The sequence below is a fragment of the Leucobacter sp. 1207-22 genome (assembly GCF_052850455.1).
Genome location: NZ_VXCR01000001.1, coordinates 61,449 through 73,453, shown reverse-complemented (window position 1 = coordinate 73,453; position 12,005 = coordinate 61,449). Strand labels below are relative to the sequence as shown.

Below are 12,005 nucleotides of genomic sequence, written 5' to 3'. Positions count from 1 at the left end.
TCGTCGGTGGCTTCGGTGAAGCAAGTCTCCCATACTTCGAAGTGCGATGCCAGGCACCGCGCCTTGCCTTTTCAGGGAGGATCAAGCTTGTGACTGGATGTTATCAGTCGAAACGATGACGTTTTACAACTGAATCCGAAGATGGCGACCAAATCTGATGATTTGATCGCCATCAGGCCTAATTCAGGGGGATTGGAATGGTGAGTGTTCCGGTCTCTGCAGGCGGCTCGATGTCCTTGCCGAGCATGTCGGGAATCCACTTCATTGTTGCGGCAGCAAGGATGGCGCTGATCAGGAGAAGTCCTCCTGAGACCATAATTGCGCCAGGTGCGCCGCTGAGATCGATGGCCATACCTGCGAGGGCAGATCCAATGGCGACACCAACGAGCTGTCCGGTACCAACCCAACCGTAAGCCTCAGCGGTTTCTGAGAATTTGACGGTCGAGCCAATGATGCTGGAAATGGCTGCGAACACGGGCGCGGTGCCCATGCCGCCAAGGAACAGGACGACGCACAAGAACCACATCTCTTGGCTGATGAGGCACGCCAGGGTGCCAGTCAGCACGATTGAGATACGGAGCAGCATTGACCACGGGCGCATCTGGCGATGTCCGAAGAGCAGGCCACCCACGAGCGAGCCGCCAGCGAAGCACGCGAGCACAACGCCAGATTCGAAGCTGCTGCCGTGTGCGCCGCCTTCGCTGGGGTCGGTGAATGCCGCGATAATGCCTGCTTCGATCGCTGCGAATGACGCGACAAAGAAGAAGCCAATCACCGTGGTAATGACCACGGTTGGACGACGCAACACTGCGCCAAATCCGCGCCGCGCACGCGGCAGCTTCACCGTGCCGAGTGCTGGGCTCAAGATGAACCATGCCCCGCCGACCACCATAAAGGCAGCAGCAGTGCAGAGGCCGATCGTGGTTCCGAACTGGGAAGTAATGAGTACAGCAACGACTGGACCAAGTACCCAGATCAGTTCTTGTGCTGCTGCGTCGAGTGAGAACAAGCCAGCGATCTGATTGTTCGGCACGAGCTTGGGGTAGATCGTGCGTACTGCAGGGGTCACCGGTGGCGTGAACAGGCCTGCGAGAATCGCGAGCGCGGTAAGCACCAACAGCGGCAAATGCACGAAAGCAATGATGACGAGCACCGTTGCGCAGAGTATTGAGGTGACGCTCAGTACCTGACGCATGCCCAGTCGACCCATGAGTCGGCTCGCGAGCGGACCAGAAACGGCCTGCCCCACGCTCTGCGCAGCCAACACGATGCCCGCAGACGTGTAGTCACCATACATCTGCTGCACATGCAGCAGCATGATGATCGACAGCATTCCGAAAGGGAACCTCGCGGTGAGCTGGGAAACGATCACACGGAAGACTCCCGGATTGCGTCCGAGATCGCGATAGATGCCCATCAGAGAATTCTATAGCTCCGTGGCAGCAATTTACGCCACTATGCCGATTCGTTGAGCACCTTTCTGATGCGCTGTAGCGAAACTGACTCAGAAGTGCGAAGTTGCTGAGCGAAAAGGCTAATTCTGAGTTCTTCGATCAACCAGCGAGTGTGCACAATTTGGGGGAGTGCCCCTGGATTGAGAGGGAGCGTTCCGCCGGCCTCGGAGAACATTGCCAGTGCCCGATCCACGTCGTTTTGCCAGCTTCGATCTCGACCCGGATTCTCACGAAGTCCCTGCATGCGAATTTGCACGCCCTCCAAATACACTGGCAAGCGTTCCAGCTGCGTGAGGCCGGTCTGCGAGACGAAGCCATCATAGACAAGCGCATCGACTTGCTTTGCTGCGTCGGCAACCTGGCTCAGCACCTGAATTGACTTTGCGCTGTCGATCGCCTTTCGTGCGAGACGAGCGCCGTCAAGTACCCGGGCAGTCAGCGCGATCGCGCCATAGATCTCGTCGAGCAAACTGCGTGCGTAGTCATTTGCAATTGCGTCGAAGTCGGCTGCTCGCCAGACAAGGCCATCTGGACAATGACGGCGGATCACACGGTCAGCAACCGCGAGTGAAACATCGGCGATTGCTGCGTCGAGTGTGCGGTAGGGCCCTGCGCCGAGCAGAAGCTTCTCCTGGTTCGAGAGATGATCGCGAACGTAGCTTGCTGGTGACGGTGAGCTGAGTACGAGTAGACGGCGAATTCCGCGACGTGAGAGTCGCAGCTGCTCCGACTCGTCAGCAACGAGACCGAGATCGACGCTCGATTTGCGGTCAACGATTGCGGGGTAGGCCCTGACAACGCCTGCGCCTGATCCGCGCCCCTTGGCGAACCCAGTATCGACGTACTTTGGGAGGTCGCCAAAGTCCCAGGTCGTCGCCCCACGCTTATCGAGTGAGCTCGTTGGCATCGCTGCTGCCGCAACTTTGGCAACTCCCTGCGTTGCTTGCTGCTTGTGAGCTGCCTTGAGTTCAGCAAGGTTTTTGCCGGAGCCAATGGTGCGACCACGTCCATCGATAACTCGGAACGTGGGGGTGAGGTGCGCGGGGAGACGATCGGTATCGAAGTCTGTCGGCGACACCTGCATACTCGCGCGTCGGCGAATCTCGTCGGCGAGGAGCTGCGTGAGTGATCCCTCACCGCGATCAAGCTTGGGGCCGACAGATTCGAGCAGGGTCCGAGCCCAGTCGGCTGCTGGTACGACGTGGCGGCGGATCCCCTTCGGGAGCGTTTTGATGAGCGCGGTGACAAGTTCATGCCGGAGCCCAGGTACGAGCTTCTCGAAATCCTCGCCGTCGAGACGTGGCAGGAGCGGTAGTGGCACATTCACCGTCACGCCGTCATCATCGGCAGTCGGATCAAAGCGGTACTTGAGCTTGAGTGTCTGGTCGCCGTGACGCCATTGGCGCGGGAACTCGGTTTCGTCGACATCCTCTGCGTCATCCTCAACGAGATCTTCACGGCGCAGGTGGAGGAAGTTCGGGTCGGTTGCCCGTTTCTTCTTCCACCACCCCTCAAAACTGCGGGTTGACGTGACGTCAGCAGGGACACGGGAGTCATAGAACTCAAAGATGGTTTCGTCATCGGTGACGATGTCGCGGCGTCGTGAGCGCTCCTCGAGCTGCTCAAGTTCACGGCGCAGCTGTCGGTTTGCGCGGTCAAACGCCTGGGGGGAGTCCCACTCGCCTTCGACGAGGGCGTGTCGAATGAAGAGTTCACGCGCGTGTTCCTGGTCGAATCGAGCCAGCTGGACGCGGCGACGATCCACAATCGGTACGCCAAAGAGGGTGACGCGTTCGTATGCGACTGCTGCGCCCTGGTTTTTCTCCCAGTGCGGCTCTGACAGGCTTCGCTTGGCCAGTGGTCCAGCAAGTTCCTCTGCCCATGCGGGGTCGACGACTGCGTTTGAGCGCGCAAACAAGCGTGAAGTCTCGACGAGTTCGACGCTCATGATGACCTCTGGTGGGTTCTTCGCGAGCACCGAACCCGGGTAGAGCACAAACTTCGTGCCACGTGAGCCGAGGTACTCCTGCGCGGGCTTGCGTTTCCCTGTGCCTGCGACATTCCTGCCGCGGCCTGGAACGCTGCGATCCTGTTTGTCGTCTCGTACGCCGAGCTGTGAAAGCAGACCGGCAAGGACAGAACGGTGGATTGCCTCTCCTGATCCGCCCTCGGTCTGCGCAGCGGGCGAGAGCTTGCCTCGCGGGACGCCAGCAATTCGGGCGATCTGACGATACAGGTCCATCCACTCGCGAACGCGCAGGAAGTTGAAGAACTCAGCTTTACACAGGCGCCGGAAAGCGCTTGAGGACAGCTTTTCCTGCTGTTCGAGAAGGTAATTCCATACGTTCAAGAGCGTCATGAGGTCGCCCTGCGGATCCGCGAAGCGACCGTGCAACTCGTCGGCCTTGCCACGCTGTTCCTGTGGTCGCTCCCGTACATCTTGAATAGTAAGCCCGGCGACAATCGCAAGGACAGCAGGAACTACCTCGTGCTTGCGGGCCTCAACTACCATTCGAGCAAACCGCGGCTCAATAGGAAGACGTGAGAGTTCGCGGCCGATGTGTGTGATCTTGTGTGAGGCGCCACCGCGTCCGCGTCCTCGCGCGCCCTTGCCGATCGCTTCAACCGCACCAAGCTCGGCAAGGAGGCCAAGACCGTCGGCAATGCCGCGCTGGTCTGGCGGAGTCAGGAATGGGAATTTCGCAATATCACCGAGACCAAGCGACAACATCTGCAGAATGACCGATGCAAGACCGGTACGGCGGATCTCTGGCTCGGTGTACTCAGGACGTCCGAGGAAGTCTTCCTCTGCATACAGGCGGATCGCAATACCAGCGCTCGTACGGCCCGAACGTCCGGATCGCTGGTTTGCGCTCGCCTGCGAGATCGCCTCGATCGGGAGGCGCTGGACCTTGCTGCGCGCGGAATACCGGGAGATACGCGCGGTACCCGCATCGATGACATAGCGGATACCGGGAACCGTGAGCGAGGTTTCTGCGACGTTGGTCGCGAGCACAATGCGGCGAGTGCCGCCTTGCCCCCGCTCGAAGACGCGGTGCTGCTCTGCTGCAGATAGTCGGCCATATAGGGGGAGAATTTCACTCGGCCGGGCGCGATTGTTGCCGATTCGACCGCGAAGAGCGTCACTGGCATCGCGGATCTCAGCTTCACCGGAGAGGAAGACAAGGACGTCGCCGGGTGCTTCTTTGCTGAGCTCGTCAACGGCGTCGCCAATTGCGTCAAACATGTCGCGTTCAACGGTGACGACCGTGGGAGCGCCGCCCTTTGGATTTGGGCGTTCGATCTTCTCGACCAGCGGGCGGTACCGCAATTCGACTGGAAAAGTACGACCAGAGACCTCAATAATTGGCGCGGGTTCGCCGGTCTTGACATCTGCGAAGTGCTTCGCAAACGACTCAGGATCAATCGTTGCCGAGGTGATGATGACTTTCAGATCGGGGCGACGGGGGAGCAGCGTCTTCAAATACCCGAGGAGAAAGTCGATATTCAGTGAGCGCTCATGAGCCTCATCAATGATGATCGTGTCGTACGCTTTGAGGTCTCGATCACGGTGGATTGCATTCAGCAAGATGCCGTCGGTCATGAGACGAATCTTGGTGTCGGCTGACACCTGATCTGTAAAGCGGACCTGATAGCCGACGAGGCCGCCAAGATCGGAGCCAAGTTCTTCTGCAATGCGCTCAGCGATGGTGCGTGCTGCGATTCGTCGAGGCTGGGTGTGGGCAATGCGGTCACGTCCGAGCGAAAGTGCAATCTTCGGAAGCTGTGTGGTCTTCCCTGAACCGGTCTCGCCAGCGACAATGACGACCTGGTGGTCGCGAATGGCGTCGGCGATCTCGTCTCGCATCTGCGATACGGGAAGCTCGGATGGAAACTCAATGCGAGGCGCGGGAAGTGTCATGACATCGACCATTATCCCAGGTGTCGTGCGATCGCGGAGGGGCACAAATATTACAGAGAGGCGCAAAGAGGTCCTGAGGAATCCAATAGGATAGGTTTCATGTCCAAGGTTCTTTCATCTCTTCCCGTAGGCGAGCGCGTCGGCATCGCCTTCTCCGGTGGTCTCGATACATCGTGTGCGGTTGCATGGATGCGCGAAAACGGCGCGATCCCCTGCACCTACACCGCTGACATTGGTCAGTATGACGAGCCCGATCTTGATGGCGTTGCAGCGCGCGCCAAGGAGTACGGTGCAGAGATTGCCCGACACGTTGACGCAAAGCGTGCGCTCGTTGAAGAGGGCTTTGTAGCACTCCAGACCGGTGCATTCAACGTGCGTTCTGGCGGCAAGACCTACTTCAACACTACGCCGCTCGGTCGTGCCGTTACTGGCACGCTGCTTGTGCGCGCAATGAAGGAAGACAGCGTCGATATCTGGGGCGACGGTTCAACCTACAAGGGCAACGATATCGAGCGCTTCTACCGCTACGGTCTCATGGCAAACCCGAGCCTGCGTATCTACAAGCCTTGGCTGGACAGCCAGTTCGTTGAAGAACTCGGCGGCCGTGCAGAGATGAGCGAGTGGCTCGTTGCGAATGGTTACCCGTACCGTGACTCCACTGAGAAGGCATACTCAACCGACGCGAATATCTGGGGCGCAAGCCACGAGGCAAAGCACCTTGAGTTCCTCAACAACGGCTTGGACATTGTCGAGCCCATCATGGGTGTTGCAGCATGGCGTGAAGACGTCGAGGTTGCGACTGAAGAGGTCTCAGTTCGATTCGAAGCTGGTCGCCCGGTTGCGATCAACGGTGTTGAGTACGACGATCCCGTAGCGCTCGTGTACGAGGCAAACGCTATCGGTGGCCGTCACGGTCTCGGTATCTCGGATCAGATCGAGAACCGTATCATCGAGGCGAAGTCACGTGGCATCTACGAGGCTCCCGGTATGGCACTCTTGCACATTACCTACGAACGCCTCGTCAACGCGATCCACAACGAGAACACCCTCGCTTCGTACCACAACGACGGTCGCAAGCTTGGCCGCCTCATGTACGAGGGCCGTTGGCTCGACCCCGAGTCGCTCATGCTCCGCGAGGCACTGCAGCGCTGGGTTGGCTCGGCTGTGACCGGTGAGGTTACTCTCCGCCTCCGCCGTGGTGACGACTACACGATCCTCAACACTGAGGGCCCGAACCTGAGCTACCACCCCGAAAAGCTTTCGATGGAGCGTACGGTTGGTGCGGCATTCGGTCCTCAGGACCGCATCGGCCAGCTCACCATGCGTAACCTCGATATCGCTGACTCGCGTCAGCGCCTCGAGCAGTACGCGGCGCTCGGCCTTGTTGGTGGAGCAACCGCGGCACTCGTTGGCAAGCTTGAGGCTGGCGGAGCATCGGAGATCGCAAACGCAGTTGGTGGCATCGACCAGGACGCCGACGAGCTTGGGCTTTCGGCGGCATTCGACACCGGCACAGACTAAGTAGTTGAAGCCCGCCAGTAGGCAGGCTTCACTGAGCTCCATGTGTGAGTAAACCCCTCGAAAACGGGCCGTTCTCCCGAACGAGATAGTTTCCATCAGCTGAAACGTGTCTTTTCGGCAGAAGCGGTCGTTTTCGAGGGGTTCACTCATTCCAGTCGAGGATCCGACGTGCTCCGAGTACTCGACGTGCTCCGAGGATCAGATGTGCGCTCCGTGCAGTCGGTGTGCTCGGCCACCCTGCCTCTGCGCCGCATGTCGGCACAAAAAAGTATTCGCAATAGCCCCCGGCTATTGCGAATACTTTTTCCCCGTAACGACGGGGTGAGTTCCTACGAAAGGAAGCAGGTTAGGACGCGCGGCGTGCACGAGCAGCACGGCGCTTCAATGCGCGGCGCTCGTCCTCGCTCAGGCCGCCCCAAACACCAGAATCCTGACCGGTGTCCATTGCGTACTGGAGGCACATCTCAGTGACCGAGCAGCGTGCGCAAACTGCCTTTGCGCGCTCAATCTGATCTACTGCCGGTCCGGTGTTACCGACCGGGAAGAACAGCTCGGGGTCCACGGTGAGACAAGCGGCCTTCTCGCGCCAATCCATACTTCTATTTCCTCCTACTAGGTTTCGTACAGACACGAGACAGTAGAGGCCGATAGCCTTACAGTAGCGCGCTACACGTAAACACGTGATTGAGTATGCTCACGTCAGTGTGCGCGGAACTCGATGATGTATATATCGTTGCATGTAAATGAACAGTAATCAATAGTTTATTTCTCGTAATTTTCGCTAGGAGTAATTTTCGATGTCCGAAGGCCACACACCCAGCGACTATGAGGTCGCTTTGCAGGCTGCAAAGTCGCCAAAATCTCAGCTCGGCTGGGTGATTCTGCGACTTATTCTCATTCTTGAGGCGCTTGCCGGTCTCGTGGTGGTCTGGCAAACCTTCAGCGGAGTCCTTGGCGACCAGGAAGCCCCAGCTGGCCTCCGCGCAAGCATCATCATTTCCGTCGTCCTGTGCTGGATCTGGGTAGCCATCACCGCCTTCGGTGCGGCACGAGGGATGCCAAGCTGGGCGCGCGGATCGGCAATCACCATGCATGTGCTGATGTTCTCGGCAGCCGTGGGTATTTTGCAGGGCATCCTCGGCACTGTCGCCATCGGTGTGGCACTGTTGCTGGTCTCAATTGTGGCGATCGTAGGTGCGGTCATCGCCCGCCCGATGCCACCAGAGCCACTTGAGGCGTAGGCTGACCAAAGTCTGACTCGACCAAGACCAAAACGTATGGGTCCCGCAGAAGATATCTGCGGGACCCATACGTTTGTCTCCGTGAGGGAAAAGTCGATTAGACCTCAACGATCTTACGGATACGTGCAACATGGCCTGTGGCCTTGACGTTGTAAAGTGCCTGCTCGATCTTGCCGTCCGCATCGATGATGAAGGTCGAACGGATGACTCCCTTGAGAAGGCGCCCGTAGGAGTTCTTCTCACCGTACGCGCCATACGCAACGAGGGTTTCCTTTGACGGGTCGCTCAGCAGCGGGTAGGTGAGCTCGTCGCGCTCGGCAAACTTTGCTTGCTTCTCGACGGTGTCAGGTGACAAGCCGAGAATCTGGAAGCCCGCTGCCTCAAGTGGTGCAGTTGAGTCACGGAAGTCACACGCCTCCTTCGTGCAGCCCGGGGTCATCGCTGCTGGGTACACGAAGATGATGACGCGCTTGCCTCGGAACTCAGCGAGGGTTCGAACCTTGCCGTCCTGATCCTGCAGCGAGAAGTTGGGGGCCGCTTGGCCTGGCTCAAGAATGATGCGTTCGGTCATGCGTTCCACCCTATGGCAAAAGACGGCGGAGCGACTCGACGCGAAGTGCTCCCATGTCATCGAGACGCCCGTCTGCGACGGCAAGATCAAGCTCGCAGTCTGGGGCATCCTCGCGGTGTGTGCAGCCGCGTGGGCAACCGTCGATGAGTGTGGCGAGGTCGACAAAGCCTCGCAGGATCCCCTCGGCCGTCACATGGCCAAGACCAAACGAACGGACACCGGGGGTGTCAATCACCCATCCCGGGTCGACATCTGCATCACTGCTGGACCCGGCTTCACCGCGCGGCATCCGGAAGGCCACCGATGATGAAGAGGTGTGTCGACCACGGCCGGTCACTTCATTCACGTGACCGGTTGCGCGATCCGCTTCGGGCACGAGCGCGTTGATGAGCGTAGATTTGCCGACACCTGAGTGGCCGACAAACACGGTGGTCTTGTCTTCAAGCTGGGCGCGGATCGCTGCGAGCACCCCGTCAGGCGTGTCCTGTTCCCAGTCAGCCGGCGAACTCTTGAAGACGGGCACCTCAAGACCAGCGAAGTGCGCGAGGAACGGCTCAGGATCCGCGAGATCACACTTGGTAATGCACAGAATCGGTGAGATTCCTGCGTCGTACGCCGCGACCAGGTACCGATCGACGAGTCGTACCCGCGGTTCAGGGTTTGCGGCGGCGATGACAATGAGCATCTGGTCGACGTTTGCGACCATGACTCGTTCGACGGTATCGCTGTCATCCGCGCTTCGTCGGAGGAGTGTCTTGCGATCTTCAAGTCCAACGATGCGGGAGAGCGATCCTTCGTCACCCGAAATATCGCCGACGAGCTGCACGCGGTCGCCAATCACGATCGGGGTGCGGCGCAGCTCACGAGCGCGCGCTGCGGTAATTGAGCGCTCGGTAGGGTCGTGCGGATCCGCGCCCTTCGGCACGAGCGTCGTGTATCGACCGCGGTCTACCGCTGTCACCATGCCGATGACAGCGTCTGCGTGTTCGGGGCGACGCTTCGTCCGCGGGCGATTTGCCTTTGGATTTGGGCGGCTGCGGACGCGGTGATCTGCGTACTCTGCGTACGGGCCGTCGAGGTCGTCGTCTGGTGCCAACCAACTCACTCGTTTAGCCCCTTGCTGAGATCAAAAAAGAACGGTTCTGAGGGGGAATCCTCTGCGTGCTCAGCGGCGGCACCCGTTGCGAGGCTCGTCCACAGTTCAGGGAATTCTGGCAGCGTTTTCGACGTACATGCGATGTCATCAATCATGACGCCAGGCACCCGAAGGCCGATGAGCGCACCTGTTGTTGCCATGCGATGGTCGGCGTATGCGCGCCACGGTCCACCGTGCAGTGGTGCAGGGGTGATTGCGATGCCATCCTCGAGTTCTTCGGCATCGCCACCGAGTGCGCGGATATCTGCGACCAGGGCGGCGATCCGGTCAGTCTCATGGTGGCGGATGTGCCCAATGCCGGTAATCGTGCTGGGGGAGTCAGCGAGCGCCGCAAGGCCAACGAGGGTGGGGGCGAGCTCACCTGCCTCAGGCACGTGTAGCTTGACGCCGGAGATGACACCGGTGCCAGAAACCGTGAGGCGATCGCCGTCGAGGCTGACCTCTGCGCCGAACTTCGGGAGGAGTTCGCGCAGGTGGTCACCAACCTGCGTCGTCACTGTTGGCCAATGGGGGATGGTCACCGATCCGCCGACGACGAGTGCTGCTGCGAGGAATGGGGCTGCATTCGAAAGATCGGGCTCGATCGTGAGATCGAGGGCGCTGATCGGGCCTGGCGAAACTCGCCATTCTCCTGTCGCGGGTGAGTCTGCATCGACGCCTCGTGCGCGTAGCGCCTCGAGCGTCATCTCGATGTGCGGAACACTCGGGAGACGTTCGCCGGTGTGTACGACGTGGACGCCCTCGTCGAAACGAGCTCCAGACAGCAGTATCCCTGAAACGAACTGGCTCGAGAGTGATGCATCAAGCTCAACGCGGCCACCGCGAAGGCTGCCTGCACCGTGCACTGTGAAGGGGAGTGCGCCGCGGCCATCGTCTGCAATGTCTGCTCCGAGAGCGCGCAGCGCCTCGAGGATTGCACGCATAGGCCGCTTGCGTGCGTATGGATCGCCGTCAAATGAGGTGGGGCCAAGAGCGAGTGCCGCGACTGCAGGTACGAAGCGCATGACGGTTCCGGCGAGGCCACATTCGACCGAAGTTGAACCGCGAAGTTCAGGTGCAGGAGTGATACGAAGGTCAGGGCCGTAGGGGCCACTGCCTGGCAGCTCCTCAATCAGCGTCCCAAACGAACGAAGCGCGTCAACCATGAGGTTGGTGTCACGCGAATGCAGCGGCGCGCGCAGCGTGCCAGCACCGTCTGCAAGCGCAGAAAGAATGAGCTCGCGGCCTGTCAACGACTTCGAACCGGGGAGCGGAACTGTTGTCGCGAGCTCGTGAGCAGCGACTGGTGCCGCCCATGACTGATCATCGGCACCGAGGCCATCGCCTGAGCGTGTCTCGTTGCCGTCATTGCCTGAGTGCATTTTTCCCACCAACATCACTGCCGAGTCTATCCCGACGGGCTGTTCTGGAGCCATTGCTCCTGTCAGCGACGCATGCCCGTGCGCTGGCGCGCACTGTATTGAGGAGTACTTGCGGCGAGGCGCGTTGGAGTTTGCAGCGAGAAACCGGGAAGGGACGAATAGGATCGGGGTGTGAGTGATACCGAGACCCTCAAGGCGCGATTTGCGGAAGACGCACTTCCGCTGCTCGACCAGCTCTATGGCGCAGCAATGAAGATGACGCGAAATCCTGCAGATGCGCAGGATCTGGTTCAGGAAACGTATCTCAAAGCGTTTGCCGCATTCGAGAGATTTGAGCAGGGGACGAACCTCAAAGCCTGGCTCTATCGAATCATGACAAACACCTACATCAACACCTATCGCAAGAAGCAGCGAGAGCCGCATCTTGGAGTGGTGGAAGAGCTCGAAGAATGGCAGCTCGGTGGCGCTGAATCGACGACTGCCGCCCCAACTTCGACCCAGTCAGCTGAGGCAGAAGCGATTGATCGTACGCCTGCGAGCGTGGTGACTGACGCGCTTGCCTCGCTCAAGGAAGACTTCCGCATCGCTGTGTATCTCGCAGACGTTGAAGGCTTCAGCTACCAAGAGATCGCCGAGATTGTCGGTGTTCCGATCGGCACCGTCATGAGTCGCCTGCATCGAGGGCGCGCGAAGCTTCGCCAGTTGCTTGGGGAATACGCGAGCGAGCAAGGCGTTGGACTCAGTAGGAACGAAAACGAATCAGCGAAGGGAGTATGACG

Annotated in this window: 9 protein-coding genes; 3 read left to right on the top strand and 6 right to left on the bottom strand. The window is 59.5% G+C overall.

Annotated features, from left to right (window positions below):
• Positions 1-178: 178 nt before the first annotated feature.
• Together FW756_RS00330 and hrpA are read right to left on the bottom strand one after the other, a co-directional pair.
• Positions 179-1,417: an MFS transporter gene (locus FW756_RS00330; protein ID WP_446428193.1), complete on the bottom strand. Its 1,239-nt coding sequence runs from the start codon at positions 1,415-1,417 to the stop codon at positions 179-181.
• Positions 1,418-1,455: 38 nt separating this feature from the next.
• The gene (gene hrpA, locus FW756_RS00325) at positions 1,456-5,376 is read right to left on the bottom strand and encodes an ATP-dependent RNA helicase HrpA (protein ID WP_446428192.1); all 3,921 of its coding nucleotides are present in this window, start codon (positions 5,374-5,376) and stop codon (positions 1,456-1,458) included.
• A 99-nt stretch (positions 5,377-5,475) separates the two neighbouring features.
• Here hrpA and argG point away from each other — a divergent pair, with 99 nt between their 5' ends.
• Complete coding sequence (argG, locus tag FW756_RS00320; RefSeq protein WP_446428191.1) at positions 5,476-6,897, top strand: argininosuccinate synthase; 1,422 nt, start codon at positions 5,476-5,478, stop codon at positions 6,895-6,897.
• Positions 6,898-7,243: 346 nt separating this feature from the next.
• On the opposite strand, the gene FW756_RS00315 is transcribed toward argG, so the two are convergent.
• Positions 7,244-7,492, bottom strand: coding sequence for a WhiB family transcriptional regulator (locus FW756_RS00315; protein WP_188022561.1), 249 nt, complete (start codon positions 7,490-7,492; stop codon positions 7,244-7,246).
• Between the two features lie 202 nt (positions 7,493-7,694).
• On the opposite strand from FW756_RS00315, the gene FW756_RS00310 reads away from it, so the two are divergent.
• Positions 7,695-8,138, top strand: a complete 444-nt coding sequence (locus tag FW756_RS00310; RefSeq protein ID WP_446428190.1) for a hypothetical protein — start codon at positions 7,695-7,697, stop codon at positions 8,136-8,138.
• A 97-nt stretch (positions 8,139-8,235) separates the two neighbouring features.
• Here FW756_RS00310 and bcp read toward each other — a convergent pair whose 3' ends face one another.
• Genes bcp through aroA form a run of 3 tightly spaced genes read right to left on the bottom strand, consistent with a single transcriptional unit; the run spans position 8,236 to position 11,241 of the window.
• The gene (gene bcp / locus FW756_RS00305; RefSeq protein WP_446428189.1) at positions 8,236-8,709 is read right to left on the bottom strand and encodes a thioredoxin-dependent thiol peroxidase; all 474 of its coding nucleotides are present in this window, start codon (positions 8,707-8,709) and stop codon (positions 8,236-8,238) included.
• A gap of 10 nt (positions 8,710-8,719) precedes the next feature.
• A complete protein-coding gene (rsgA, locus tag FW756_RS00300; RefSeq protein ID WP_446428188.1) occupies positions 8,720-9,814 on the bottom strand; it encodes a ribosome small subunit-dependent GTPase A in 1,095 nt (364 codons plus the stop codon).
• A complete protein-coding gene (gene aroA, locus FW756_RS00295; protein WP_446428723.1) occupies positions 9,811-11,241 on the bottom strand; it encodes a 3-phosphoshikimate 1-carboxyvinyltransferase in 1,431 nt (476 codons plus the stop codon). Before aroA ends, rsgA begins: the two co-directional genes overlap by 4 nt.
• 156 nt (positions 11,242-11,397) lie before the next feature.
• Here aroA and FW756_RS00290 point away from each other — a divergent pair, with 156 nt between their 5' ends.
• Positions 11,398-12,003 (top strand): sigma-70 family RNA polymerase sigma factor, encoded by a 606-nt coding sequence (locus FW756_RS00290; protein WP_446428187.1) that lies wholly within the window; start codon positions 11,398-11,400, stop codon positions 12,001-12,003.
• Positions 12,004-12,005: the final 2 nt, after the last annotated feature.

What these genes read in the sequence shown, in the direction of transcription:
- aroA (WP_446428723.1), bottom strand. Translation starts at nt 11,241, where the DNA reads ATGTTGGTGGGAAAAATGCACTCAGGCAATGACGGCAACGAGACACGC.
- FW756_RS00310 (WP_446428190.1), top strand. Translation starts at nt 7,695, where the DNA reads ATGTCCGAAGGCCACACACCCAGCGACTATGAGGTCGCTTTGCAGGCT.
- FW756_RS00315 (WP_188022561.1), bottom strand. Translation starts at nt 7,492, where the DNA reads ATGGATTGGCGCGAGAAGGCCGCTTGTCTCACCGTGGACCCCGAGCTG.
- argG (WP_446428191.1), top strand. Translation starts at nt 5,476, where the DNA reads ATGTCCAAGGTTCTTTCATCTCTTCCCGTAGGCGAGCGCGTCGGCATC.
- bcp (WP_446428189.1), bottom strand. Translation starts at nt 8,709, where the DNA reads ATGACCGAACGCATCATTCTTGAGCCAGGCCAAGCGGCCCCCAACTTC.
- FW756_RS00330 (WP_446428193.1), bottom strand. Translation starts at nt 1,417, where the DNA reads ATGGGCATCTATCGCGATCTCGGACGCAATCCGGGAGTCTTCCGTGTG.
- hrpA (WP_446428192.1), bottom strand. Translation starts at nt 5,376, where the DNA reads ATGACACTTCCCGCGCCTCGCATTGAGTTTCCATCCGAGCTTCCCGTA.